Genomic DNA, 26,321 nt, shown 5'->3' on the forward strand with positions numbered 1-26,321 from the left:
CGGCAGGTCGCCGCATACCGCGATCGCTCGTTCCTCCTGGAGAACGGCAGCGACAAGCAACTGCTGGCCGCCCATGTCCGTGGCGAGCCGCACGCGTTCGCCGAGCTGCTGCGCAGACACAAGGACCATCTGTGGCAGACCGCCCTGCGCACCTCCTACAGCCGCGAGGACGCCGCCGACTCGCTGCAGGACGCCCTGCTGTCCGCGCACCGCACCGCGAGCTCGTTCCGGGCCGAGGCCGAGGTGCGCAGCTGGCTGCACGCCATCGTCGTCAACGCCTGCCTGGACCGGATCCGCCGCAACAAGACCCGGCGCGCGATATCGATCACACCCGACGTCATGCCCGAGGCGGTCGACTCGCGCGACGAGTTCGCCGAGTTCGAACTGTCGACCGTGGTCGAGGAGGCACTGTTCACGCTGCCGGAGGATCAGCGGTTGGCCCTGGTCATGGTCGAGATGGAGGGGCGCAGCGTGTCCGAAACGGCCGCCTTGCTCGGCGTGGCGGAGGGCACTATCAAGAGCCGATGCTCCCGAGCGCGCGTACGTTTGCAAGAACGTTTGGAATTTTTCCGGGATCCGGGGAACCGGATCTAGTCCGGATGCGTCATTAACAGTGACGAACAAGTCAGCGATGTAAATCCTGCGATCCGATATCGACAGAACAGGGGAGGTGCGAGGGTGTCTCGATCCGTGCCGCAGCCTCCGTTCCCGTCGGAACTGCTGGCCGATCTGCATGCCGACAACCTCGCGCCGGAACTGCGCGAGCAACTGTGGCCGACCGTCAGCACCGACCCAGACGCGCTGCGCTACCTGAACGAGCTCGACGAGGTGAACGCTCACCTCCGCAAGCTAGGCAACGACGAGCGGGTCATGCACCGCATGCCCGACGACGTCGCCGACCGCATGTTCCGTTTCGTCGCCGAACTAGACGCGGCCGACGGTCCCACCGAACGCCTGACGCCGCTGTCCACGGCGCCGCCCCCACCGGCCGAACCGCCGGTCTCGCTGGCGCAGTACCGCTCCCGTCGCAGGCTGGGCCTGCTGGCCGCGGCCGCCGCCACGGTGGCCGTGCTGGCGGGCGCCGGCGCGGTCGTCAGCACGCTCGACACCACCGACGGCACGCCGACCGCGGCGCAGTTCACCGAACCGGCCACCCCGGGCGACGAACTCACCACCGCGGCCGCGCTCAGCGCACTGGGCAAGCGCGAGGTCCGCGGTCCGCTGGCCGACGACGCGGCACTCACCCGCTGCGTCCAGGCCAATGGAATCGACCGCGCGGTCCTCGGTGCGTCGAGCATCACCTTCCGCGGCTCCGACGCGGTCCTGGTGCTCGTCGTCGGGCCCGAGCCGCCGACCATTACCGCGCTGGTCGTCGGTACCGGCTGCACCACCGGCGCCCCCGAACAGCTCGCGCTCCGCGACATCGGCTGACGCGGCTGCTTCCCGGACAGCGCCGTAGCACCGGGAACAACACCGTTTAGGCTGTTGTTGACCGACACGTCCCCAGCTTGTCTTTCGGAAGGGCCCCATGAGCACGCCAGTTCGCGACCTGATCATCGTCGGCTCAGGACCCGCCGGTTACACGGCAGCCGTCTACGCCGCTCGCGCGGAACTACAGCCGCTCGTCTTCGAGGGCACCCAGTTCGGTGGCGCCCTGATGACCACCACCGAGGTGGAGAACTTCCCCGGTTTCCGCGAAGGCATCATGGGTCCCGACCTGATGGAGCAGATGCGCGAGCAGGCCAAGCGTTTCGGCGCCGACCTGCGCACCGAGGACGTCGACGCGATCGACCTGTCCGGCCCCATCAAGAAGGTGACCGTCGGCGACGAGACCTTCGAGGCCTACGCCATCGTCCTCGCCATGGGCTCGGCCGCCCGCTACCTGCACGTGCCGGGTGAGCAGGAGCTGCTCGGCCGCGGCGTGAGCGCCTGCGCCACCTGCGACGGCTTCTTCTTCAAGGGCCAGGACATCGTGGTGGTCGGCGGCGGCGACTCGGCCATGGAGGAAGCGACCTTCCTCACCAAGTTCGCGGCCAGCGTCACCGTCGTGCACCGGCGCGAGGAGTTCCGCGCCTCGCGGATCATGCTCGAGCGCGCCAAGGCCAACGAGAAGATCAAGTTCCGCCTCAACGCCGAAGTGGTGAAGGTCAACGGCGAGAACAGCGTGTCCAGCCTCACCCTGCGCGACACCCGCACCGGCGAGGAGTCCGAGCTCGCCGCCACCGGCCTGTTCGTCGCCATCGGCCACGACCCGCGCAGCGAACTGGTCAAGGGCCAGATCGCGCTCGACGGCGAAGGCTATGTGCAGGTGACCGAGCCGGGCACCGCCACCGACGTGGCAGGCGTGTTCGCCGCGGGCGACCTGGTCGACCACACCTACCGGCAGGCGATCACCGCCGCCGGCACCGGCTGCCGCGCCGCGATCGACGCCGAGCGCTGGCTCGCCGAGCAGGGCGACATCACCGCCAACACCCTCGAAAACGCCGACGGCTCGGCAGTCTCCACCAACTGATTTCGAGCACGTCTAGTTCCACCCCCAGCTAGGAGTACACCCATGGCCGAGAGCGCCAACACCATCACCGTCACCGACCAGTCCTTCGCCGATGACGTCCTGCTCAGCGAGAAGCCGGTGCTGGTCGACTTCTGGGCAGACTGGTGCGGTCCGTGCAAGATGGTCGCCCCCGTGCTGGAGGAGATCGCGGGCACCCACGCCGACAAGCTGACGATCGCGAAGCTCGACACCGAGGCCAACCCCGGCGCCGCCCGCGATTACCAGATCCTGTCCCTGCCGACGATGATCCTGTTCCAGGGCGGCAAGCCCGTGAAGCAGATCGTCGGCGCCAAGGGCAAGGCGGCCCTGCTGCGCGAACTCGACAGCTGGATCTGACAAAAGCACCTCCGACCGGCCGACGCGCCGTAGGATGCCTGGACCCGGGATTCCCGTAATACGGCCCGGGTCTGAGACAATCGAGGCGACGCTCCGGCCGAAGAAAGGGCTCTTACGCATGCACCGACTTCGTCACGGCGATTCAGGACCAGCCGTCGCAGAGGTTCGGAGCACCCTCGCAAGCCTCGGCTTCCTGCATCCCCAGCACGGCGATTACTGGAAGGACACCGACGCGGAGTTCGACCGCCCGCTCGACTCGGCGGTTCGCGCGTTCCAGCAGCAGCGCGGTCTACTCGTCGACGGGATCGTCGGTCCGGCGACCTATCGCGCGCTGAAGGAGGCCTCCTACCGCCTGGGTGCCCGCACGCTGATCTACCAGCTGTCCGCACCGCTCTACGGTGACGACGTGGCCACCCTGCAGCGCAAGCTGCAGGACCTCGGCTTCTACGTGCACCGGGTCGACGGCTACTTCGGTCCGCACACCCACGACGGGCTCAGCGCGTTCCAGCGCGAGATCGGCCTGTCCGCCGACGGTATCTGCGGTCCCGACACGTTGCGTTCGCTGGATCTGCTCGGCGCGCGCGTCACCGGCGGCAACCCACATCGGATCGCCGAGGAAGAGGTGGTGCACCGGGCGGGCCCGCAGCTCACCGGCAAGCGGATCGTCATCGATCCCGGATTCGGCGGCGCCGACAAGGGTTTCGCGGTGCCCACCGAGTTCGGTGACGTCTACGAGTCGGAGATCCTCTGGGATCTGGCGTCCCGGCTCGAGGGCCGGATGGCCGCCACCGGCATGGAGACGTTCCTGTCCCGGCCGTGGGGCGCCAACCCCACCGATGCCGAACGCGCGGACACCTCCAACGCCTTCGATGCCGACCTGATGATCTCGCTGCGCTGCGCCACCAGCGACAACCCGTCCGCCAAGGGCGTCGCCGGTTTCTACTTCGGCAACTCGCACGGCTCGGTGTCGATGATCGGCCAGGTGCTGGCCGGCTTCATCCAGCGCGAGGTGGTCGCCCGGACCTCGGTGCAGGACTGCCGGACCCATCAGCGCACCTGGGATCTGCTGCGGCTCACCAAGATGCCGACGGTGCAGGTCGACCTCGGCTATCTCACCAACGAATACGACGCCTCGGTGCTCACCAACCCGCGCATGCGCGACGTGATCGCCGAAGCCATCCTCATCTCGGTGAAGCGGCTGTACCTGCTCGGCCAGGACGATCAGCCCACCGGCACGTACACCTTCGCCGAACTGCTCGCCGAAGAGCTGGCCGCTGCTGAGTCGGGCAACGCGATCCGCCTCCCCGAGAATTCTGGCCAGATCTAGGTACGCAGAATTTCGCCGGGCGGCCGACGGGTAGTCGCGTCAGCCCGTTCCCGGTGAGTTACCCATGTACTCGCGAAATCGAAAGCGGCCCCGTGTTTGCGCGGGGCCGCTTTTCGTTTGGGTTCAGGACGCTCCGACGCGGGTCGGCGGTGCCATCGACGCCGCCGCAAGTAGTTGGTCGAGGGCGCGCTCGACGTCTTCCTTCCAGCCGTGGTCGGAATTCAGCTCCAGGCGCAGCCGGGGGAAGCGGTGATGCGGGGCCACCACTTCGAAACCGACCTCGGTGAGGAAGTCGGCGTCGATCATGCAGGTTTCGGGGGTGCAGTGGGTCGCGGCGGCCGGATCCCGCAGCGGCGCCGCGATCCGTTCCATCAACCGCATCGACGATCCGAGACCGCGATCGGCCAGCGAGCTGCTCGCCGGACCGTTGCGAATGCCGAACGCCTCGATCGCGCGCACACCACGACGCACCAGATCGGCCACCACGCCCTGAATCAGCCGATGGGCTACATCGGCCTCCTCATAGGGGAATTCGGCCTGTAGCGTGGTCAGCAGGACCGCATCCGGGCTCACAGGGGAGGTGGGGAACAGGGTCGACCGCGGCACGGCACTCGGGGGCGAGTACAGCGCGCAGCCGGCGATGTTGTTGTCGACATGCGCCAGCTGACCGCACGAGCCCCATTCGAGCATCACGGTCGAGAGCCAGGCTTCCTTCTCGAAGACCGGATCGCTGAAGGCGTGTGAGTCGGCAGCGACGGCCGGATCGAGCTCCCAGAACACACACCGCCGGGTGTGTGCCGGGAGCTGATCGAGTCGATCGAGGGTCAGTGCTGTGACGCTGGTCGACACCGCTCTGCTCAGCCTCCAGCTGTCCGATTCATCCACGCTCACGCCACATCACTATCCACAGTAATGCCGCCTCTTTCAATTATGTAGAAAGACTGGGAGTGCCCCGTCACAGTGACGTTTCAGGGCCGATTTGCTCCATCAACGCCACAATGCGCTCGAGATCTTCGACGGAACCGAACTCGACAACGATCTTGCCTTTACGCTTTCCGAGGCTGACCGTGACCCGGGTGTCGTAGGAACCCGACAACCGTTCGGCCACTTCCTGCAGGCCCGGCATGTGGATCGGCTTACGTTTCGGCGCCGGGGGAGCGACCTCCGACGGATTGCGGTTCGCGAGTGTCACCGCTTCCTCGGTGGCCCGGACCGACAGTCCCTCGGCGACGATCCGCGCCGCCAGCACTTCCTGCGCGTCGGCACCGGCATCCAGGCCGAGGAGCGCCCTGGCGTGGCCGGCCGAGAGCACCCCGGCGGCGACTCGACGCTGCACCGGGATCGGCAGCTTCAGCAGTCGGATCATATTCGTCACCACCGGCCGGGAGCGACCGATTCGCGTGGCCAATTCCTCGTGGGTGACGTCGAATTCCTCGAGCAGCTGCTGATAGGCGGCAGCCTCTTCGAGCGGGTTCAGCTGTACGCGGTGGATGTTCTCCAGCAGTGCGTCGCGCAGCATCGCGCCGTCGTCGGTGTCGCGGATGATCGCGGGGATGGTCGCCAGTCCGGCTTCCTGGCACGCGCGCCACCGGCGCTCGCCCATGACCAACTGGAACTTGTCGACGCCCGGTTCGACGCGACGCACCACGATCGGCTGCATCAGTCCGAACTCGCGGATCGAGTGCACCAGCTCCGCCAGTGCCTCTTCCTCGAAAACCTGACGCGGCTGCTTCGGGTTCGGCTCGATCTGCTCGGCCGGCACCTCGCGGTAGACCGCGCCGCCGGGGGAGACGAGGTCTTCCTCGGGCTCGGGTTCGGCATCGGGAACGCGATGCAGGAACGCCTCGGCCGGCTGCGGGCCGATCGGGTTGATCCCGATCACGCTCGCCGCGGCACTGCTGAGACCCGGCGCCGTCGCTGCCGGACCCGTCGGGATCAGCGCGGCCAACCCGCGCCCGAGACCGCCCTTTTTCGCCTGACTCATCGGCTACCGATCCCTTCCTCGTTCCAACTCACTACGACGCGTCCTGGCGAAGCTGGGCGCGGGCGGCGAGCTCGCGCCCCGCGTCCAGGTAGCTCATCGCACCGCGGGAGCCTGGATCATAATCGAGCACGGTCATGCCGTAGCCCGGTGCCTCCGAGACCTTCACGCTGCGCGGGATCATCGACTTGAGCACGACGTCGCCGAAGTGGTTGCGCACTTCCTCGGCCACCTGGTCGGCCAGCTTGGTGCGGCCGTCGTACATCGTCAGCAGCACAGTCGAGACGTGGAGTTGGGGGTTGAGGTGCGCCTGCACCAGCCCGATGTTGCGGAGCAACTGGCCGACGCCCTCCAGCGCGTAGTACTCGCACTGGATCGGGATCAGCACCTCCTTGGCCGCCACGAGCGCATTGACGGTGAGCAGCCCGAGGGAGGGCGGGCAGTCGATCAGGACGTAATCGATGTCATAGCCGGCGATGGCCGCCTCGTGGATCGCGGTCTTCAGTCGGCCCTCCCGGGCGACCATCGAAACCAGTTCGATCTCGGCGCCGGCGAGGTCGATCGTCGCCGGAACGCACAGCAGCCGTTCGCTGTGCGGGCTCTGCTGGATCGCGTCCTTGACGGCGACTTCACCGATCAACAGCTCGTAGCTGGAGGGGACCCCGGAGTGATGCGCGACGCCCAGCGCCGTGCTCGCGTTGCCCTGCGGATCGAGATCGACGACAAGCACCGTCATGCCCTGGTGCGCTAGTGCCGCAGCGAGATTGACCGTCGTCGTCGTTTTACCGACGCCGCCCTTCTGGTTGGCGATGGTGATGATCCGTTGCTCGCGGGGTTTCGGCACAGTGACCTTTCCTGGATGCAGAATCTGGCTGGCGCGTTGCGCTTCCGCCGCGATCGGGGTCTCGGCCGGGGAGATATTCCCGAAAGGAGTGTTCCCGAACGTCTCCGCGTCGAAGCTGCTGGAATCCAGCATCCCCGGGACCCGCGACGCTGTTTCCCGTGAAACATTCGCCGGACCGCTCGACATAGACTGCTCCTAACCCGAGAAACTTCAGATCACGTACTCCCGACCGAGCGTCGGCGCCGTGTCATCACAAACAAATTCGGGGGCGTCCGGCCACATCCGCGGTGGCTCCCGGCGCGCACGCCCGACTGTGAACAGCTTGCCAGCCCCGCGACCGTTAGGAAAGCTGAATCGCGGCACGCCGGGAAGGACACACCCAAGTTCGCGCAAATTGGTTTCCGGAGCGATGTTTCACGGGAAACACGGGGGAGTGGTCGCGCCGAAAACGGATGGACGATCGAACCTTCCGGCCCGACACTCGACCCATGACACCAGCCGTCAGAACAGTCCGCGCGGTCGTCACCCACGGCGAACGGATCCTCGGCGAGGCACCGGCTTTCACCACCCCTGAGTCATCGGCGTGGTACGACACGTTGCCGGTGTGCCGGCGCCTCACCGCGATACTCGGGGTGCCGACGGTGGTGCTGCGACTCCTGTCGGTGCAACGGGACCACGACGACGGCGCCTGCGGCGGCATCGTCACCTACCACGCCGAGGCACTCGAATGTCCGGCCGCCGCACTGGAACCGGCAGCGGTCAACGAAGCCGAACTCTTCGACCAGCATCCGCTCCGGTCACCGTGGGCCATCTCGGCGACGCTACGGGACGCGCTGGCATGGGCGTGCGAAACCGTCGGCGCAACGGGACAACCCGAGCAGGTGAAGTCCTGGAACCTCGCCGCGGTCTTCCGGATACCGACCGCCGACGGCCCGGTCTGGCTCAAGGGACTACCCGCCTTCGCGCAGACCGAACCCGACACCGTCACCTGGCTCGCCGACCCCACCCTCACAGCGAGAGTCATTGCGCGACGCCCGGGCTGGATGATCAGCACTCATCTTCCCGGAACCCACTGCCGGACGATTCGGCCCGATCTCCTCGACCGTCTCGTGCGCCGGTGGGCCGAAGCCGTTCATCACCGACCGGTCCCGGCCTTCCTCCCGGACCGCACCCCGGCCACTCTCCGCACCACCACCGCGGAACTGCTCGAAGGGGACGCCGGGAGCCAGCTGTCCCCGGCGGATTTGCAAGCCGCGCACAGCTACCTCGATCGGCTGCCGTCGCTCATCGGCGATCTCGAATCGTGCGGGCTCCCGACGACCGTCGTCCACGGCGACTTCACCCCCGACAACTGCCGGGTAGCGGGGGACCAGCTGTCCATCCTCGACTTCGCCGACGCCCACCACGGGCACCCCGCGATCGACGGATTCCGTCCCGCGATCTTCCTGTCGGCCGATCTCACTCGCCGCTCCCGGGCGGCGTGGATCGACGCGTGGCGGCACGCGATCCCGGACAGCGATCCACATCGCGCCCTGCTATGTGCCGAGCCACTGATGCGACTCAGCTACGCGCACCGCTATCAAGAATTCCTCGACGGGATCGAGCCGAGTGAGCGGATCTATCACGAGGGCGATCCGGCTGGTGAAATCCGCAAGGCAATCGCCTACGCCAACCGTCGATGATCCCGTCACTGCGTGTTCCACGTTCCACGTGAAACACTTCAGGGAGCGGCTTGCGACACTCCGCCGGAACTCTCGAAATTCGGTCCGGTTCGGCCGTAGGCAACCACCCTCGGCCACTTTCGTCACGTTACGAAAGTGGAATTACTGCTTCCGCGCTTTCTTCTCCGCACCGGCAGCCTTCCGGCTCGCACGACGGGTCGGGCGCTCGGCGCGGGGGAGTAGTTCGGCACTGATCACGAGGGTCGGGACTTCGACGATCCCGGCGCCGCAGCCGACGACCCGGAGATCGGTGGCGCCGTCGCGAATCAGTTCGGCACCATCACGCTCGAGTTCCTCGGCGGCACTCGTTCCCTTGAGGGCGAGCATCCGGCCGTGGTCGCGGAGCAGGGGGAGCGACCAGTGCGCGAGCTTGGCGAGCGGGGCGACCGCGCGCGAGGTGACGACATCCGCGCCGCCGGCCTCCTTGATGACACCGGACTGCTCGGCACGGCCACGAACGACGGTGACATTCTTCAGCTCGGCCTCATCGATGAACTCGCTCAGGAAGACCGTGCGGCGCAGCAGCGGTTCCACGAGCGTGATGCGGAGATCCGGCCGGGCGATGGCCAGCGGAATGCCGGGGAGTCCCGCGCCGCTGCCGATGTCGACAACCGCAGCGCCCTCCTCGATCAGCTCGCCGATCACGGCGCAGTTGAGGATGTGACGCTCCCAGAGGCGGGGGACTTCACGTGGGCCGATGAGGCCGCGTACCACGCCTGCGCTGGCAAGGGCCGCGCAGTAGTGGCGGGCGAGGTCCAGGCGCTCGCCGAACACCTGCGCGGCGGCGGCAGGCGGTTCCAGCTCGGCGGACAGCGCACCCAGTTCTCGTTCCACGTGAAACATCCTTCCGAGTGGTGGTCGATCGCAAGAGGACATGAATAAGGCCCCCGGTCCGAGACCGGAGGCCTTTTCATGGTCGCGGCGGACTCAGCCTACTCGGGCACTACCACCACATGGCGATTCGGCTCGACACCTTCGCTCTCGCTCGCCACGCCCTCGATATCGGCGACAGCGTCGTGCACGATCTTGCGCTCGAAGGGCGTCATCGCGGACAGCGCCTCTGGCTTGCCCGACTCGAGCACCCGCTTCGCGGCGGCGACGCCGAGCTCGCTCAGATCGGTGCGACGCTGCGCGCGCCAGCCGGCCACATCCAGCATCAGGCGGCTGCGAACGCCGGTCGCCTGCTGCACGGCCAGCCGGGTCAGCTCCTGCAGAGCGTCGAGGACTTCACCGTTGCGTCCAACGAGCTTGGTCAGATCGCGGCCGCCGTCGATGCTCACGATGGCGCGGTCGCCCTCGACATCGAGGTCGATATCGCCGTCGAAGTCGAGCACGTCCAGCAGCTGCTCGAGGTAGTCGCCCGCGATCTCACCCTCTTCGATCAACGCTTCTTCGGCGTCGTTCACGACGTCAACAGCAGTCGTCGACACAGTCGCGTCCCCTCCGTCGGTCTCGGTCTCAACAGTCATTGGATTCCCTCTATCCGGTCGCGTCTCAGCGCTTACGCTTCTGGTTCGCACGGCCACGGTTGCCCGGCCGCTGCTGCCCACCGGGCCTGCGCTTACCGCCACCCTGCTTGGCGGTCTGCTTGGCGGTGCCGTTGGTCGCGGCGGTGCCGTTGGCCGACTGTGTGTCCTCGGCCGGGGCGTCCTGCTTCTTGCGGACGTCGACCGGCTTGGCGCCGGGCTTCGGCGCGTTCTGCGCACGCAGCTCCAGCTTCTTCGCCTTCTTCTCTTCCTCTTCCTTCTCCATGCGGCCGAACACGAGGTGCTGCTGACCGTAGGTCCAGATGTTGTTGGCCACCCAGTAGAGCAGGATGCCGATCATCAGGAAGGGGCCACCGACGAGCACGCCGAGCGGGAAGACCCACAGCGACAGCTTGTTCATGATCGCGGCCTGCGGGTTGGCGGCGGCCTCCGGCGTCTGGCGCTGTACAGAGGCGCGCGCGTTGAAGTGGGTCGCCAGACCGGCGATCACCATCAGCGGGATCGCGACGAGCGCGATGCTCAGTCTGGTCGGCGTGCCGCCCCACTCGGCGAAGGCTTCCAGCTCGCTCTGCGGCGCGGTGATGAAGGCAGCGATCGGCGCACCGAAGATGCGGGCGCTCAGGAACGACTGCACGTCGGTCGCGCTGAAGATGTAGTTCGGCGTGTGCGCGTTCTCGTACGCGGACATACCCAGCTGGCCGAAGCCGTGACCGGTGCGGTTGAACGAGCGCAGCACGTGGAAGAGACCGAGGAACACCGGCACCTGCACCAGGACCGGCAGACAGCCCATGAGGGGGTTGAAGCCGTGCTCCTTCTGCAGCTTCTGCATCTCCCGCGCCATGGTCTCGCGGTCGTTCTTGTACTTCTTCTGCAGCTCCTTGATCTGGGGCTGCAGTTCCTGCATCTGCTTGGTGGTACGCACCTGCTTGACGAACGGCTTGTACAGCACCAGCCGCAGCGTGAAGACAAGGAAGACGATGGCAAGGCTCCAGGCGAGCCCGCTGTCAGCTCCGAACACAAAGCCGAACGCTTTGTGCCAGAACCACAGAATTGCGGATACCGGCCAATAGATGATGTCGAGCACGGCTCTAGGTACTCCCGTCGTTCGTATCGCCGATCAGCGCGGGCGATGACTTTGTGCAGGCATTCGACCCGCGCTCTGGCACGGGATCCCACCCTCCAGGGTGCCAGGGCGCGCATTTCGCGAGGCGCACGACCGTCAGTGCCGATCCGACGAGCAGCCCGCGGGTGCGCAGGGCGGTCACCGCGTACTCACTGCAGGTGGGGGTGAACCGGCAGATCGGCATCCGAGTGGGGGAGACATAGGTCCGGTACAGCTCGATCAGGAAGATCAGCGCGTTCGCGGGGAGCCGGGTAAGGATCCTCATCGCCGCTCACCGGCCGGGGTGCGACCGAGCGCGGGCTCCGGTGCAGTACGCAAACCGAGCTTGCGTAGGCCGGTGCGCAGCTGGCGCAGCAACTCGGCGGAGTCGGCGGTGGCCGCGCCGGGCAGCGCCCGGATCACGACATCGGTACCGGCCGGCAGTTCGTCGACGACCTGGGCGCACATATGACGCAGGCGGCGGGTAACCCGGTGGCGAACCACCGCGTTACCCACCGCCTTGCTCACAATCAGCCCGAACCGCGGACCGCCTACCCGGATCAGGGAATCGACAGCGGCGACATCGTCGTACGTGTGCGTAAGCGCGTGTACGACGAGATCTCGCCTCCCGATTCGCTGACCGCGGCGCACCGTGCGGGAGAATTCGGCACGGTGGTGCAACCGATACGGCTCAGGCAACACCCGAGCGTCCGACTACGCGCGATCAGGCAGTCAGTTCGGAACGGCCCTTACGGCGACGCGCCGAAACGATGGCGCGACCCGCACGGGTACGCATCCGGAGGCGGAAGCCGTGCACGCGCGCCCGACGACGGTTGTTCGGCTGGAACGTCCGCTTGCCCTTGGCCACGGTCAACACTCCTCGAGTTGGTGGGCACCGTTCGGCGCCCGAAGTCTGTTCAATGATTCGGATGTCTGCGCAGCGGACCGCGGTCTACACGCAGAAAGCCTTGGCGATCGACGTGCAGCACACAGCCGCCACCGCGCCAAGGGGTGACTGTACGAGGGTACTGATACCGCTACGCAGGGTCAAACTCGGCCCCCAAGCACGTGCGCTAGGCACGATGTCCAGATTACCGGACCCCGGATAGCCGCCGGGGAGCGGGCCGACCTGGGCCGACACGCCCGGGACGCACTGACGCATCGGGGCAGTTTTCGTGAGTTCCTCCACACCCCTGGCCTTCTGCGGCGGGGGCCGCTACCCTCTGTAGCCGGGGGATTGCTGAAGAACCGCAGGTCCAGCCCCGTTCACTGCCAGACGCTGGCAGATTCCCTCTATCCCCAGGTTTGTCCACATCTGTGGATAATTGTGTGGAAAGACGGCCGGAGTGGCATATTCGTAGGGCCGACGGTGCCCTCGCCGCACTCGGAGATTCTGGGACCGCACGGCGTTCGAACCGGCTTCGGTTGTACGCAGGATTACTGGATTCCACCTGATCACAGGTGGTTGCTTGCGTGCGCCCGGCCGTGGGCCCCAACAACCGGTCCGGGGAGGACGCTGCATGGACGACGAGCAGAATGTGCTGGCCACCGTATGGCCTGAGGTGGTTGCCGAGCTCACCACCGGGTCGGCGGACGGCGCCATTCCGGCGGTCAGCCGTGCGCAACAGGCCTGGCTGAAACTGGTCAAACCGCTCACCGTCGCCCAGGGCTTCGCGTTGCTGTCGGTTCCGTCCTCGCTGGCACAGGAGGCGATCGAGCGCGATCTGCGGGAACCGATCCTGCGTTCGCTGGGTCGCCGGCTCGGTCCGCAGGTCGAAGGACTCGGCGTCCGCATCGCCGCGCCGAGCCCGGCCGCGGGGGAGCGGGCGGGCGGTTCGCCGCGGCACGCCAGGATGACGAGCCGACCGGAGCGTCCGCGTGAGCAGGTGCGCCCGCCGTCCGGCTATCCCGGTCCCGATTTCAGTGTTCCCGACTACGCCGCGCGCGGTGAGTACGGCCGTCCCCGCTACGGCGCGGGCGAGTACCCCGCGGGCAACGGCGAGTACGGCAACGAGTACCAGGGCGGGCAGGAATATCCGCCCACCGGTGATTACGGCAACAGTTACGGCGGCCGCGAGTACCCCGCGCAGGCGGGCGAGTACGGCGAGCGCCCCGACTACGCCGGTCATCGGGAGTACCAGGCCGAACCGGAGTACCGGCAGCCCGAACCCGAGTATCAGCCGCAGCCGGAATACCAGCAGCAGCCCGAGTACGCGCCCGCTCCGGACTACGGGCAGGCACCGGAGTTCCCGGCCGAGCGCGCCGAGTTCCCCGGCACCGACTTCGAACCGACGGCGGCGTACCCGGTACCCGACTTCGCCAACGGTGAGTTCGGCGGTCGTGGTGAGTTCCGTGGCGCCCGACCGGACCAGCGCCCGGCCGACGCCGCACCGCCCGCCCGGCGCGAGCAGTCCGGTTCGCCCCGGCGTGAGCACATCCCGCCCGGCCAGGAATCGCTGTTCACTCCCGACCCGCCGCCGCAGCGCGCGCCGAGCCGGGGCCGCGGACCCCAGCAGGACGAGCCGATCGCCGCGCGAGCCGAGGAATCCACCGTCGAGCCCGCGCAGGAACCGCTGCGGCCGGGCACGCCGGGCGCCGAGCCCGCCGACGACGAGCCGGTGGTCGACGCCCGCAACAACTGGCCGACCTACTTCAACAAGTCGCCCGAGGCGCCGCCGCAGGCGTCGTCCTCGGCGAGCTTGAACGCCAAGTACACCTTCGAGACCTTCGTCATCGGTGCGTCCAACCGGTTCGCGCACGCCGCGGCGGTCGCCATCGCGGAAGCGCCCGCGCGCGCCTACAACCCGCTGTTCGTCTGGGGCGCTTCGGGTTTGGGCAAGACGCACCTGCTGCACGCGGCCGGGCACTACGCCCAGCGGCTGTTCCCCGGCATGCGGGTGAAGTACGTCTCCACCGAGGAGTTCACCAACGACTTCATCAACAGCCTGCGCGACGACCGCAAGGTCGCGTTCAAGCGGCGCTACCGCGAGACCGACATCCTGCTGGTCGACGACATCCAGTTCATCGAGGGCAAGGAAGGCATCCAGGAGGAGTTCTTCCACACCTTCAACACCCTGCACAACGCGAACAAGCAGATCGTGGTGTCCTCCGACCGGCCGCCCAAGCAGCTGGCGACCCTGGAGGAGCGGCTGCGGACGCGCTTCGAGTGGGGCCTGATCACCGATGTGCAGCCGCCCGAACTGGAGACCCGCATCGCGATCCTCCGTAAGAAGGCGCGGATGGACCGGCTCGACGTGCCGCACGACGTGCTCGAGCTGATCGCCAGCCGGGTGGAGCGCAATATCCGCGAGCTCGAAGGCGCGCTGATCCGGGTGACGGCCTTCGCCTCGCTCAACGGTCAGCCGCTGGATCTGTCGCTGGCCGAGGTGGTGCTGCGCGATCTGATGCCCGACACCGCGGCGCTGGAGATCAACGCGGCGACGATCATGGCCGTCACCGCCGAGTACTTCAATACGACACTCGAGGAGCTGACCGGGCCCGGCAAGGCGCGGCCGCTCGCTCAGGCGCGTCAGATCGCCATGTACCTGTGCCGTGAGCTCACCGACCTGTCGCTGCCCAAGATCGGGCAGGCGTTCGGTCGCGACCACACCACGGTGATGTACGCGGAGAAGAAAGTGCGCAAGGAGATGACCGAGCGGCGCCGCGTCTACGACCAGGTGCAAGAACTCACAGCCCGAATCAAACAGCGCTCCCGCTGATTTCATCCACACCCTCGAACACCGCCCTGACCTGGGGCGGTGTTCTTTTTTGCCCTGTGGATTCCTCGAGGAATCCCTGTGGAGTCCTCGAGGAATCCACCGGTAGTGCACCGATCGGCGCACAGGGGCTGGGGAGCGATCTGGGGGTGTTCGCTCACAGGCAGTTGTCCACATCGTCCACAGCCGGATCCACTCACACCCCCACGGTCGTGCCTACCTGCGACGTTGCCGGATCGGCCCTGTGGATTCCTCGAGGAATCCGTGTGGAGTCCTCGAGGAATCCACCTGGTTGCCACCACCCTGCCCCTGCGTGTGAACAACAGGGTGAATCCGGTGGAACAACTCGAGGACTACTCGAGGATGGAATTGGGACAACTTCGGGCGTCCACAGCCGCCCTCGGTTCATCCTCGAGACACCCCACGGCCATCCCCACGCCGACGTGCGTGCTGACCTGCGGATTCGGTCGAAGTCCACAGATTCCACAGTGCCTACTACTACTTCAGTTCTATTTCTTGAAGAGATCTCTTCAAAACAAGGTGTGTGGAAAGTCGGTCGGACAGGCTCGGCTCGGTCGGTGCTCCACTCACAAGCGGCAAGGAGAAGAGGGACGGGTCAGCAGCGCTCGATCGGCAGGGAGGGTCGGTGCGGACTTCCCGCGCTGCCCGGGTACCGTTTGGTTGTCGGCTTGTTGTGCGAGACTCAGTGCGCGGCCGACGCAGCACCTCAACTCCGCTGAACACACCCGCACACGGATTCGAAACTCGGAGAGGACAAATCGGGCGATGGAGCTTGCGAGCATGAAGTTTCGGGTCGCCCGAGAGGATTTCGCCGAGTCGGTGGCCTGGGTGGCGCGCAGTCTGCCCTCCCGTCCTCCGGTGCCTGTGCTGGGCGGTGTGCTGCTGGTGGCCGACGAGAACGGCCTGACGGTCTCCGGGTTCGACTACGAGGTCTCCGCGCAGATGCGGGTGGCCGCCGAGGTCGCCGGTCCCGGCCAGGTACTGGTCTCGGGCCGGCTGCTGGCCGACATCACCAAGGCGCTGTCGAACAAGCCGGTCGATGTCTCCGTCGACGGCACCCGCGTGCTCATCGCCTGCGGTAGCGCCAAGTTCTCCCTGCCCACCATGCCGGTCGAGGACTATCCCCAGCTTCCCGAGGTGCCGCAGCAGACCGGTGAGCTCGGTGTCGACGTGTTCGCCGAGGCGGTCGGCCAGGTCGCCGTCGCCGCGGGCCGCGACGACACGCTTCCGATGCTCACCGGCATCCGCGTCGAGATCGAGGGCAACGACGTGGTGCTCGCCGCCACCGACCGTTTCCGCCTCGCCGTGCGTCACCTGCAGTGGCAGCCCACCCGCGCCGACATCGAGACCGCGGTGCTCATCCCCGCGCGCACGCTGTCCGAAGCCGCCAAGACCCTCGGCGCCACCGACGCGCCCGTGCAGCTCTCGCTGGGTAGCGGTGGCGGGGCCGACGGCCTGCTCGGCATCGTCAACGCGGGCCGCCGCACCACCACCCGCCTGCTCGACGCGGAATTCCCCAAGTTCCGCCAGTTGCTCCCCAAGGAGCACACCTCCATCGCCACGCTGCCCGTCGCCGCGCTGTCCGAGGCGATCAAGCGTGTCGCCCTGGTGGCCGAGCGCGGTGCCCAGGTGCGCCTGGAGTTCTCCACCGACGGCGTGCTGCTGTCCGCGGGTGGCGACGACGCGGGCCGCGCCGAGGAGTGGCTGGAAGCCGATTTCCGCGGTGAGCCGCTGACCATCGCGTTCAACCCCGGCTACCTGACCGAAGGCCTGTCGGCGCTGCACACCGACCGGGTCACCTTCGGCTTCACCACGCCCAGCCGTCCCGCCGTCCTGCTGCCCGCCTCCGACGAGGAGCCCAAGGTGCTGGAGTCCGGTGCGTTCGCGGCCCTGGAGAGCCAGTACATCTACCTGTTGATGCCGGTCCGGCTGCCCGGCTGAGGCCCGCACGCGTAACCCGGCATGTTCATTCGTGCGCTGTCGGTCCGTGATTTCCGGTCGTGGGAACACGCCGAGCTCGAGTTGTCCCCAGGGCGCACCGTGCTGTTGGGGGCGAACGGCAACGGCAAGACCAACCTGCTCGAAGCGATCGGCTATCTGGCGACCCTCGGCTCGCACCGGGTCTCCGCCGACGCGCCGCTGATCCGGATGGGCGCGACGCAGGCCAGGATCGGCGCGACCGTGGTCAACCTGGGGCGCGAGCTGCGCGTCGACGTCGAGCTCAAGCAGGGCAGCGCCAATCGGGCCCAGATCAACCGTTCGCCGGTGCGCCGGTCGCGGGAGATCCTGGGGATTCTGCAGACCGTGCTGTTCGCGCCGGAGGATCTGGCGCTGGTGCGTGGCGATCCGGGGGAGCGCAGACGGTTCCTCGACGAGTTGTGCACAGCCCGGCTGCCCAGGCTGGCCGGTGTCCGCGCGGACTACGACAAGGTGCTGCGGCAACGCTCGGCCCTGTTGAAAACCGCTGGGCGCCATGTGCGTTCCCGCGCCGACCTGAGCACGCTCGACGTGTGGGACGGGCATCTGGCCGAGCACGCGTCGGTGCTGCTGGCGCAGCGATTGCGGTTGGTCCACGACCTGTATCCGTATCTGGCACAGGCCTATCGGTCGATCGCGCCCGAATCACGGCCCGCGGCAATCGCTTACCGATCGGGGTATCTGCCGCCCGAACTTCTCGACCCGGCCAGGGAGCCGGCGGCCGACGATGCGGAGCAACTGCACGAGATCGTGTTGCGTGAGTTGTCCACAGCCAGGAACCGGGAGCTGGAGCGCGGAGTATGCCTGGTCGGCCCGCATCGCGACGACCTCGAGCTGCTGCTCGGCAGCGCGCCCGCCAAGGGATTCGCCAGTCACGGCGAGTCCTGGTCGTTCGCGCTGGCGCTGCGGCTGGCCTCGTTCGAACTGTTGCGCAGTGCGGGCACCGAGCCGGTGCTGCTGCTCGACGACGTGTTCGCCGAACTGGATCGGCGCAGGCGCACCGCGCTGGCCGAGGTCGCTGCCGGCGCGGAGCAGGTGCTCATCACCGCCGCGGTGGCCGAGGATGTGCCTGCCGAACTCGCCGCCGAACCGCTGCGGGTGCAAACCACCGGCGAAGCCGACCGGCGGACCTCGTTGATCGTCACCGAACCGGCCGAACAATCCGAAGATATGCACAGATAGCGATAGTTATCAACAGCGGCCTGTGGAAAACCGGCAACATGCTGGACATATGCCGGATCGGTCTCGACAGGACCGTCGGCGCCCCGGCGTAGACTCGGTCCGCACTCGGCCAGTATCGACACCGGAAGGCGGAACCGAGGTGACCGAAGAGCCGGAACCGGAGCTGCGCGGGATCGACCTCGCCCGGCGCGCACTGGAGGAGGCACGAGCCGCGGCCAAGGCGAGCGGTAAGTCGGTCGGCCAGGGCAGGGCGTCCCCGGTCCGCAAGCTGCGCGCGGGCGGACGCAGGCGCACCGGCTGGTCCGGCGCAGGCCCCGATCCCCGTGATCCCCAGCTGTTGTCGGCCCTGACCGGCTCGATCGCGAAGAGTCGTGGCTGGTCGGGCAAGGTGGCCGAGGGCATGGTGTTCGGTCGCTGGGCCAGCGTGGTCGGTGAGGACATCGCCTCACACGCCACGCCCGTGACGCTGGAGGGCGGCGTGCTCAAGATCGCCGCCGAGTCCACCGCGTGGGCGACCCAATTGCGCATGTTGCAGGGGCAGATCCTGGCCAAGATCAATGCCGCGGTGGGTCAGGGTGTGGTCACTCAGCTGCGGATCACCGGACCTGCCGCGCCGAGCTGGCGCAAGGGTGAGCGGCACGTCAAAGGGCGTGGTCCGCGCGACACCTACGGGTAGCCGGGCGGTGACCAGGGCGAGTTGCCTTGTGGCGGCGCTGCTCTCAGGCCCCGGAGTTTTGTACATGTGGACAAAACCTGTGGATAACTCGGACCGGAGGCGAGAGGCCTCGACCGCGTTTCACGTGGAACCGTCGAATGCAAGTCTCACGCCAGTTCTGGCGGGCGGAAATCTCCGGAAGGCGGACGTTTGTCGCCGTAGGCCGATTTCTTGCATTCACGGCGGCGTCAGGGGTGTCGTAGGTGCACTGTAAGTTGGGCTTACCAGTAGGATGGTGACGTAACCAGCGGCGAACCCTCGACGCGTGCTTGTGCAGTCCGCGTGCTGCCCGATCGCTGCGACAGGGATCAGCAAGTAAGGAGAGCTACCGAGAAGTGGCTGCCAACGACTCCAACGCATCGGGCAACAAGCAGGGCTACGGTGCCTCCTCCATCACGGTCCTCGAAGGCCTGGAAGCGGTGCGCAAGCGCCCTGGCATGTACATCGGTTCCACCGGTGAACGCGGTCTGCACCACCTCATCTGGGAGGTTGTGGACAACTCGGTCGACGAGGCGATGGCCGGCTATGCGACCCGGGTCGACGTCACGCTGCTGGAAGACGGTGGTGTGGAGGTCGTCGACGACGGCCGCGGCATCCCCACCGGCATGCACGCGCAGGGCATTCCGACCGTCGAGGTCGTCATGACGCAGCTGCACGCCGGCGGCAAGTTCGACTCCGACTCCTACGCTGTCTCCGGTGGTCTGCACGGTGTCGGTATCTCGGTGGTCAACGCCCTATCGAGCAAGTTGGAAGCCGAGATCGACAACGACGGCTACCACTGGACCCAGATCTACAAGGACGCGAAGCCGGGCAAGCTGATCCAGGGCGAGGCGACCCAGCGCACCGGCACGACGATCCGGTTCTGGGCCGACCCGGAGATCTTCGAAACCACCACCTACAACTTCGAGACGGTGGCGCGTCGCCTGCAGGAGATGGCCTTCCTCAACAAGGGCCTGACCATCACGCTGACCGACCAGCGGGTCAGCGACTCCGACGTCATCGACGAGATCGTCAGCGATACCGCCGAGGCGCCCAGGCACGCAGAAGACGGTGTCGACAAGCCGGTCGAGCACAAGGTCAAGACCCGCACCTACCACTATCCGGGCGGCCTGGTGGACTTCGTCCGCCACATCAACCGCACCAAGTCGGCCATCCACAACTCGGTCGTCGGCTTCACCGGCAAGGGCACCGGCCACGAGCTCGAGGTCGCGATGCAGTGGAACTCGGGTTACTCCGAGTCGGTCCACACCTTCGCCAACACGATCAACACCCATGAGGGCGGCACCCACGAAGAGGGCTTCCGCGCGGCGCTGACCACGGTGGTCAACAAGTACGCCAAGGAGAAGAAGCTCCTCAAGGAGAAGGACGGCAACCTCACCGGCGACGACATCCGCGAGGGCCTGGCCGCCATCGTGAGCGTCAAGGTCGGTGAGCCGCAGTTCGAGGGCCAGACCAAGACCAAGCTGGGCAACACCGAGGTCAAGTCCTTCGTGCAGCGCGCCTGCAACGAGCACCTGCAGCACTGGTTCGAGGCCAACCCGGCCGACGCGAAGACCATCGTGCAGAAGGCGGTGTCCTCGGCGCAGGCCCGCATGGCCGCCCGTAAGGCGCGTGAGCTGGTGCGCCGCAAGTCGGCCACCGATCTGGGCGGGCTGCCCGGCAAGCTGGCCGACTGCCGCTCCAAGGATCCGGGCAAGTGCGAGATCTACATCGTCGAGGGTGACTCCGCAGGCGGCTCGGCCAAGTCCGGCCGCGACTCGATGTACCAGGCGATCCTGCCGCTGCGCGGCAAGATCATCAACGTCGAGAAGGCCCGCATCGACCGCGTCCTCAAGAACAACGAGGTCCAGTCGATCATCACCGCGTTCGGCACCGGCATCCACGACGAGTTCGACATCGCGAAGCTGCGCTACCACAAGATCGTCCTGATGGCCGACGCCGACGTCGACGGCCAGCACATCGCGACGCTGCTGCTCACGTTGCTGTTCCGGTTCATGCGCCCGCTGGTCGAGCACGGTCACGTGTACCTGGCCCAGCCGCCGCTGTACAAGCTCAAGTGGATGCGCAGTGAGCCCGAGTTCGCCTACTCCGACCGCGAGCGCGACGCGCTGCTCGAGGCCGGCCTGGCCGCGGGCAAGAAGATCAACAAGGACGACGGCGTCCAGCGCTACAAGGGTCTGGGCGAGATGAATGCCAAGGAGCTGTGGGAAACCACCATGGACCCCGCGGTGCGGGTGCTTCGTCAGGTGACGCTCGACGACGCGGCCGCGGCCGACGAGCTGTTCTCCGTGCTCATGGGCGAAGACGTGGAGGCACGTCGCAGCTTCATCACCCGCAATGCCAAGGACGTCCGCTTCCTCGACGTGTAACCGGTGCAGCGCCGTAAGCGCGCGCCCGTGAAGCATGTCAGGACCTCGAAGGAGATTTGATGACTGAGACCACGCTGCCGCCCTCCGGTGGTGCGGGCGACCGGATCGAACCGGTCGACATCCAGAACGAAATGCAGAGCAGCTACATCGATTACGCGATGAGCGTGATCGTCGGCCGCGCGCTGCCCGACGTGCGCGACGGCCTCAAGCCGGTGCACCGGCGCGTGCTCTACGCGATGTACGACAACGGCTACCGGCCCGACCGCGGTTACGTGAAGTCGGCGCGTCCGGTCGCCGAGACCATGGGTAACTACCACCCGCACGGCGACTCGTCGATCTACGACACCCTCGTGCGCATGGCGCAGCCCTGGTCGCTGCGCTACCCGCTGGTCGACGGCCAGGGCAACTTCGGTTCCCGCGGCAACGACGGCGCGGCCGCCATGCGATACACCGAGTGCCGCCTGACGCCGCTCGCGATGGAGATGCTGCGCGATATCGACAGCGAGACCGTCGATTTCGTCCCCAACTACGACGGTCGCTCGCAGGAGCCGACCGTGCTGCCCGCCCGCGTGCCCGCCCTGCTGATGAACGGCAGCAACGGCATCGCGGTCGGCATGGCGACCAACATCCCGCCGCACAACCTCAACGAGCTGGCCGAGGCCATCTACTGGGCGCTGGAGAACTACGACGCCGACGAGGAGACCACCCTCGCCGCGTGCATGGAACGGGTCAAGGGCCCGGACTTCCCGACCCACGGCCTGATCGTCGGCAGCCAGGGCATCCACGACGCCTACACCACCGGCCGCGGTTCGATCCGCATGCGCGGTGTGGTGGAGATCGAGGAGGGCAGCCGCGGCCAGACCCAGATCGTCATCACCGAGCTGCCGTACCAGGTCAACACCGACAACTTCATCAACTCGATCGCCGAGCAGGTCAAGGACGGCAAGATCGCGGGTATCTCCGATATCCACGACGAGTCCTCCGACCGGGTCGGCATGCGCATCGTGGTGACGGTCAAGCGGGACGCGGTCGCCAAGGTCGTGCTGAACAACCTGTACAAGCACACCCAGCTGCAGACCAGCTTCGGCGCGAACATGCTCTCGATCGTCGACGGCGTGCCGCGCACGCTGCGCCTGGATCAGATGATCCGGTACTACGTCGACCATCAGCTGGAAGTCATCGTCCGGCGCACCCGCTACCTGCTGCGCAAGGCCGAGGAGCGGGCTCACATCCTGCGCGGCCTGGTCAAGGCGCTCGACCTGCTCGACGAGGTCATCGCGCTGATCCGCCGTTCGGCCAACACCGACACCGCGCGCACCGGCCTGATGCAGCTGCTCGACATCGACGAGATCCAGTCGACCGCGATCCTGGACATGCAGCTGCGCCGGCTCTCGGCCCTGGAGCGGCAGCGGATCATCGACGATCTGGCCAAGATCGAGCTCGAGATCGCCGACTACAAGGACATCCTGGAGAAGCCGGAGCGGCAGCGCGCGATCGTGCGCGACGAGCTGGCCGAGATCGTCGAGAAGTACGGCGACGACCGCAGGACCAGGATCATCGCCAGCGACGGTGACGTCGCCGACGAGGACCTGATCGCCCGCGAGGACGTGGTCGTCACGATCACCGAGACCGGCTACGCCAAGCGCACCAAGACCGACCTGTACCGGTCGCAGAAGCGCGGCGGCAAGGGTGTGCAGGGTGCCGGCCTCAAGCAGGACGACATCGTCAAGCACTTCTTCGTCTCCTCGACCCACGACTGGCTGCTGTTCTTCACCAACAAGGGCCGGGTCTACCGGGCAAAGGCCTACGAGCTGCCCGAGGCCAACCGGACCGCGCGTGGTCAGCACGTGGCGAACCTGCTGGCATTCCAGCCGGACGAGAAGATCGCCCAGATCATCCAGCTCAAGACCTACGAGGACGCGCCGTACCTGGTCCTCGCGACACGCGCGGGCCTGGTGAAGAAATCCAAGCTCACCGATTTCGACTCCAACCGCTCCGGCGGCATCGTCGCGGTGAACCTGCGCGACGACGACGAGCTGGTCGGCGCGGTGCTGTGCTCGTCCGACGACGACCTGCTGCTGGTGTCGGCGCACGGTCAGTCGATCCGGTTCGCCGCGACCGACGAGGCGCTGCGCCCGATGGGCCGCGCCACCTCCGGTGTGCAGGGCATGCGCTTCAACGCCGACGACGAACTGCTCTCGCTCAACGTGGTTCGCCCGGACACCTACCTGCTGGTGGCGACCGCGGGCGGCTACGCCAAGCGCACCGCGATCGAGGAGTACACCGCGCAGGGTCGTGGCGGAAAAGGCGTATTGACAATCCAGTACGACCCGAAGCGTGGCAGCCTGGTCGGTGCGCTCATCGTCGACGACGAGGACGAGTTGTACGCGATCACTTCCAGCGGTGGTGTCATCCGCACCGCAGCCAAGCAAGTTCGCAAAGCTGGACGCCAGACCAAGGGCGTGCGATTGATGAACCTCGCGGATGGCGATACCTTGCTAGCGATCGCGCGCAACGCCGACGAGCCCGATCCCGATCAGCTCACCGGCGACGCGGCTTCGGAGCAATAACCCAACCAGCGGCGGCAACGAACGGATCTGAGGATTCCATTGACCACACCGAATCAGTCGAACGACGATCGGAACCAGACCAACGGCGTCACCGAGCGGATTGCCTCGTCTCCGATCCAGCCGCGGCCGATCCCTCGCCAGGGCGGTCCGGCCGAGGGTGCGGCAGCGCCGGAATCCGGTGCCGCCGGGGGCGAATCGTTCGACCAGTCGACCGTGCGGATGGGTACCGAACCCACGCCGCCCGCTGGTAACGGGAAGGGCAAGTCGCCCTACTCGGACGGGTGGGCGCAGCTGCCGCAGCGCGAGCCGCAGTCGAACCTGTACCGGCCGGGCGAGGCGCCGAGCCAGGGCCGTCCGTCCTCCGGAGCGCCTGCGCCGTCGGGTGGGCTGAAGGGCAGCGGCTCGTCCAACGCCCGCACCACGGCCGACCTGGCGGCCAAGGCGGCCCGCAAGGAAGCGGCGATGGTGAAGTCCGTCGGCATCGACGGCCCGACCCGCAGCATCGCCCGGCCGGAACTGGTCAAGGACATGCCCGACCTGTCCGAGGTGCGGCACCCGACGCCCGACGCGCCGCCTGTCCCGCCCGGCCTGCCGATGGCTCATATTCCGCCGCAGCAGGGTCCGAGTGTCAGGGCGGCCGCCCCCGTGTCGGTCTCGCCCGCGGTGCCGGTGGCCATCGCCGCCGCCGCGTCGGGTGAGCCGCTACGCGCGACGGTGCAGATCCGCCGGATCGATCCGTGGTCGACGTTGAAGATCACCCTGGTGATCAGCGTCGCGCTGTTCTTCGTGTGGATGCTGGCCGTCGGTCTGCTCTACATCGTGCTCGCCGGTATGGGCGTGTGGGACAACCTGGACAACTCGCTGGGCGAGATGCTGAACCAGGAGGGCAGTTCGTCGAGCCTGATCGACGCGGGCACGGTGTTCGGCTACGCCGGCGTCATCGGCCTGATCAACGTGGTGCTGTTCACCGCGCTGGCGACGGTCGGTGTGTTCATCTACAACCAGTGCTGCGATCTGGTCGGTGGCATCCAGGTGACCCTGGCCGATCCGGACTAGAAACACGCTCTGCCACGACGGCCGGTCAGCCCCGCCAAAAGGGGCTTGACCGGCCGTTTTGGTTATCCCCGGCCGGGTAGGGTAACCTCGTTCCTCGTTGCGGTTCACTGCTCCGGCAGGGGATCGAAACGAGTACGGGCCTATAGCTCAGGCGGTTAGAGCGCTTCGCTGATAACGAAGAGGTCGGAGGTTCAAGTCCTCCTAGGCCCACTCCCGTACATCACAGTAGGGTGGGAATCATGAAGATTGTCCTCACGGTCGGTGTCGTGATCGCGGTTCTCATCGGTATCACCAAATTCCGCAAGCGCGATGACGCAGATCTCTGGCGCGAGGTCACCACCCGCTGATTCGGGTTGCCAACTGGTTTCACCAAGCCAGCAAGGGGCCTTAGCTCAATTGGCAGAGCACTGCCTTTGCAAGGCAGGGGTTAGGGGTTCGATTCCCCTAGGCTCCACTTCTGTGAATTCCTCGGTTTTCGATTTCCTGCTCACCGCAGCTCCCGTCGAGTCCAGCTCGACCGATATCGCCGCGATCGCGGCACACCACCGCGCACGCAGCACCGCCTTCCCCGGTTCGATCGACCGCGCCGCTGTCGCCGGATTCGACAGTGCCGGAACAGGTACGGCCTTTCTCGGCGGCTATCAGGAAGCGCTGCACGCGCTGGTTCCCACGCTCGGCCCCGAGGGGCTGACCTCCATGTGCGCGACCGAGGCGAACGGCGCCAAGCCGTCGTCGATGGCCACCACCGTGACCGCCGACGGCACCGTCACCGGCACAAAATCCTTCGCCACACTCGGCGAGTTCGCGACCAGCTTCCTGGTGATCGCCCGTGCGGGCGAGCAGGCCGACGGTCGCGCCGAGCTGCGGGCGGTGCTCGTCCCGGCCGGGCCCGGCACCGTGGTGACACCCTTGCCCGCGCTGCCGTTCGCCCCGGAGATCCCGCACGCCACCGTCACTTTCGACGCCGCGCCCGGCGAGCTGCTGCCCGGCGACGGTTACACCGACTACCTCAAGCCGTTCCGCACCGTCGAAGATCTGCATGTGGTCGCCGCTGTGCTCGGACAGCTCGTCCGGGTTGCCCGGCAAGCACAGTGGCCCGCCGAGGCCGTAGAACAGCTGCTGGCCCTGTTTGCGGCCGTGCGTGGCGTGAGTACCGAGGATCCGGGTTCGGTCGGTGTCCACATCGCGCTGGGTGGCGTCTTCGAGCGGCTGACCCGCCTGCGCGCCGACCTCGCGCCGCTGTGGGAGACGGTCGACCCCGAGGTCAGGAGCCGGTGGGAACGCGACGAGCCGCTGCTCGGGGTCGCGGGCAAGGTCAGGGCGCTGCGGCTCGCGGCGGCTTGGCGTGCGGTGGCCGAGGCGTGAG

24 protein-coding genes and 2 tRNA genes are annotated in these 26,321 nt (G+C 67.2%); 17 read left to right on the forward strand and 9 right to left on the reverse strand.

The features are described from left to right. The first annotated feature begins 36 nt into the window (after positions 1-36). The 5 genes from sigM (at position 37) to ACFVAV_RS16170 (ending at position 4,214) form a co-directional block, all read left to right on the forward strand. Positions 37-594 (forward strand): RNA polymerase sigma factor SigM, encoded by a 558-nt coding sequence (gene sigM, locus ACFVAV_RS16150; RefSeq protein WP_379035941.1) that lies wholly within the window; start codon positions 37-39, stop codon positions 592-594. 96 nt (positions 595-690) lie between these two features. Beyond that, entirely contained in the window at positions 691-1,431 is a 741-nt protein-coding gene (locus tag ACFVAV_RS16155) for a hypothetical protein (RefSeq protein ID WP_379035598.1), read from the forward strand. A 97-nt stretch (positions 1,432-1,528) separates the two neighbouring features. After that, positions 1,529-2,512 carry a thioredoxin-disulfide reductase gene (trxB, locus tag ACFVAV_RS16160; RefSeq protein ID WP_379035600.1) on the forward strand — a complete coding sequence of 328 codons (984 nt, stop codon included), beginning with the start codon at positions 1,529-1,531 and terminating at the stop codon, positions 2,510-2,512. A gap of 42 nt (positions 2,513-2,554) precedes the next feature. Next, positions 2,555-2,887, forward strand: a complete 333-nt coding sequence (gene trxA, locus ACFVAV_RS16165) for a thioredoxin (RefSeq protein ID WP_379035602.1) — start codon at positions 2,555-2,557, stop codon at positions 2,885-2,887. Between the two features lie 118 nt (positions 2,888-3,005). Next, complete coding sequence (locus ACFVAV_RS16170; protein ID WP_379035604.1) at positions 3,006-4,214, forward strand: N-acetylmuramoyl-L-alanine amidase; 1,209 nt, start codon at positions 3,006-3,008, stop codon at positions 4,212-4,214. Between the two features lie 123 nt (positions 4,215-4,337). Here ACFVAV_RS16170 and ACFVAV_RS16175 read toward each other — a convergent pair whose 3' ends face one another. From ACFVAV_RS16175 to ACFVAV_RS16185, 3 genes are all read right to left on the reverse strand, one after another. Next, entirely contained in the window at positions 4,338-5,063 is a 726-nt protein-coding gene (locus tag ACFVAV_RS16175) for a GNAT family N-acetyltransferase (protein ID WP_379035942.1), read from the reverse strand. Positions 5,064-5,169: 106 nt separating this feature from the next. Further along, positions 5,170-6,198 (reverse strand): ParB/RepB/Spo0J family partition protein, encoded by a 1,029-nt coding sequence (locus ACFVAV_RS16180; RefSeq protein ID WP_379035607.1) that lies wholly within the window; start codon positions 6,196-6,198, stop codon positions 5,170-5,172. Between the two features lie 31 nt (positions 6,199-6,229). Then, the gene (locus tag ACFVAV_RS16185; protein ID WP_379035609.1) at positions 6,230-7,225 is read right to left on the reverse strand and encodes a ParA family protein; all 996 of its coding nucleotides are present in this window, start codon (positions 7,223-7,225) and stop codon (positions 6,230-6,232) included. 302 nt (positions 7,226-7,527) lie between these two features. On the opposite strand from ACFVAV_RS16185, the gene ACFVAV_RS16190 reads away from it, so the two are divergent. Beyond that, on the forward strand, positions 7,528-8,721 hold the full coding sequence (locus ACFVAV_RS16190) for a phosphotransferase (protein ID WP_379035611.1): 1,194 nt from the start codon (positions 7,528-7,530) through the stop codon (positions 8,719-8,721). A 141-nt stretch (positions 8,722-8,862) separates the two neighbouring features. On the opposite strand, the gene rsmG is transcribed toward ACFVAV_RS16190, so the two are convergent. The 6 genes from rsmG to rpmH all read right to left on the reverse strand — a co-directional run bounded on the left by rsmG (position 8,863) and on the right by rpmH (position 12,217). After that, positions 8,863-9,603 carry a 16S rRNA (guanine(527)-N(7))-methyltransferase RsmG gene (gene rsmG, locus ACFVAV_RS16195; RefSeq protein WP_379035614.1) on the reverse strand — a complete coding sequence of 247 codons (741 nt, stop codon included), beginning with the start codon at positions 9,601-9,603 and terminating at the stop codon, positions 8,863-8,865. Between the two features lie 89 nt (positions 9,604-9,692). After that, positions 9,693-10,229, reverse strand: coding sequence for a protein jag (locus ACFVAV_RS16200; RefSeq protein WP_379035616.1), 537 nt, complete (start codon positions 10,227-10,229; stop codon positions 9,693-9,695). A gap of 25 nt (positions 10,230-10,254) precedes the next feature. Beyond that, the gene (yidC, locus tag ACFVAV_RS16205; protein WP_379035618.1) at positions 10,255-11,331 is read right to left on the reverse strand and encodes a membrane protein insertase YidC; all 1,077 of its coding nucleotides are present in this window, start codon (positions 11,329-11,331) and stop codon (positions 10,255-10,257) included. Positions 11,332-11,335: 4 nt separating this feature from the next. Further along, a complete protein-coding gene (gene yidD / locus ACFVAV_RS16210) occupies positions 11,336-11,635 on the reverse strand; it encodes a membrane protein insertion efficiency factor YidD (protein WP_379035620.1) in 300 nt (99 codons plus the stop codon). After that, positions 11,632-12,051, reverse strand: a complete 420-nt coding sequence (rnpA, locus tag ACFVAV_RS16215) for a ribonuclease P protein component (protein WP_379035622.1) — start codon at positions 12,049-12,051, stop codon at positions 11,632-11,634. The genes yidD and rnpA overlap by 4 nt, the downstream gene beginning before the upstream one ends. A 22-nt stretch (positions 12,052-12,073) precedes the next feature. Then, entirely contained in the window at positions 12,074-12,217 is a 144-nt protein-coding gene (gene rpmH / locus ACFVAV_RS16220) for a 50S ribosomal protein L34 (protein ID WP_071932098.1), read from the reverse strand. Positions 12,218-12,869: 652 nt separating this feature from the next. Between rpmH and dnaA the strand changes: the two genes are divergently transcribed. The 11 genes from dnaA to ACFVAV_RS16275 all read left to right on the forward strand — a co-directional run bounded on the left by dnaA (position 12,870) and on the right by ACFVAV_RS16275 (position 26,320). Beyond that, complete coding sequence (gene dnaA / locus ACFVAV_RS16225) at positions 12,870-15,068, forward strand: chromosomal replication initiator protein DnaA (protein ID WP_379035624.1); 2,199 nt, start codon at positions 12,870-12,872, stop codon at positions 15,066-15,068. Positions 15,069-15,851: 783 nt separating this feature from the next. After that, positions 15,852-17,027, forward strand: a complete 1,176-nt coding sequence (gene dnaN, locus ACFVAV_RS16230) for a DNA polymerase III subunit beta (protein ID WP_379035626.1) — start codon at positions 15,852-15,854, stop codon at positions 17,025-17,027. Between the two features lie 21 nt (positions 17,028-17,048). Continuing rightward, on the forward strand, positions 17,049-18,245 hold the full coding sequence (gene recF / locus ACFVAV_RS16235) for a DNA replication/repair protein RecF (RefSeq protein ID WP_379035629.1): 1,197 nt from the start codon (positions 17,049-17,051) through the stop codon (positions 18,243-18,245). Between the two features lie 139 nt (positions 18,246-18,384). Continuing rightward, the gene (locus ACFVAV_RS16240; protein ID WP_189031768.1) at positions 18,385-18,921 is read left to right on the forward strand and encodes a DUF721 family protein; all 537 of its coding nucleotides are present in this window, start codon (positions 18,385-18,387) and stop codon (positions 18,919-18,921) included. 374 nt (positions 18,922-19,295) lie between these two features. Next, positions 19,296-21,329, forward strand: a complete 2,034-nt coding sequence (gene gyrB, locus ACFVAV_RS16245) for a DNA topoisomerase (ATP-hydrolyzing) subunit B (protein ID WP_379035632.1) — start codon at positions 19,296-19,298, stop codon at positions 21,327-21,329. Between the two features lie 59 nt (positions 21,330-21,388). Then, positions 21,389-23,899 carry a DNA gyrase subunit A gene (gene gyrA / locus ACFVAV_RS16250; RefSeq protein ID WP_379035634.1) on the forward strand — a complete coding sequence of 837 codons (2,511 nt, stop codon included), beginning with the start codon at positions 21,389-21,391 and terminating at the stop codon, positions 23,897-23,899. Between the two features lie 39 nt (positions 23,900-23,938). Then, positions 23,939-24,955 (forward strand): DUF3566 domain-containing protein, encoded by a 1,017-nt coding sequence (locus ACFVAV_RS16255; RefSeq protein WP_379035636.1) that lies wholly within the window; start codon positions 23,939-23,941, stop codon positions 24,953-24,955. A gap of 136 nt (positions 24,956-25,091) precedes the next feature. Further along, positions 25,092-25,165 (forward strand) — tRNA-Ile (locus ACFVAV_RS16260). Between the two features lie 29 nt (positions 25,166-25,194). Further along, complete coding sequence (locus tag ACFVAV_RS16265) at positions 25,195-25,302, forward strand: DLW-39 family protein (protein WP_211359241.1); 108 nt, start codon at positions 25,195-25,197, stop codon at positions 25,300-25,302. Between the two features lie 34 nt (positions 25,303-25,336). Further along, positions 25,337-25,409 (forward strand) — tRNA-Ala (locus tag ACFVAV_RS16270). A gap of 5 nt (positions 25,410-25,414) precedes the next feature. Continuing rightward, positions 25,415-26,320, forward strand: a complete 906-nt coding sequence (locus ACFVAV_RS16275) for an acyl-CoA dehydrogenase family protein (protein ID WP_379035638.1) — start codon at positions 25,415-25,417, stop codon at positions 26,318-26,320. Position 26,321 lies beyond the last annotated feature (1 nt).

The sequence above is a fragment of the Nocardia sp. NPDC057663 genome (genome assembly GCF_042799895.1).
Taxonomy (GTDB): Bacteria; Actinomycetota; Actinomycetes; order Mycobacteriales; family Mycobacteriaceae; genus Nocardia.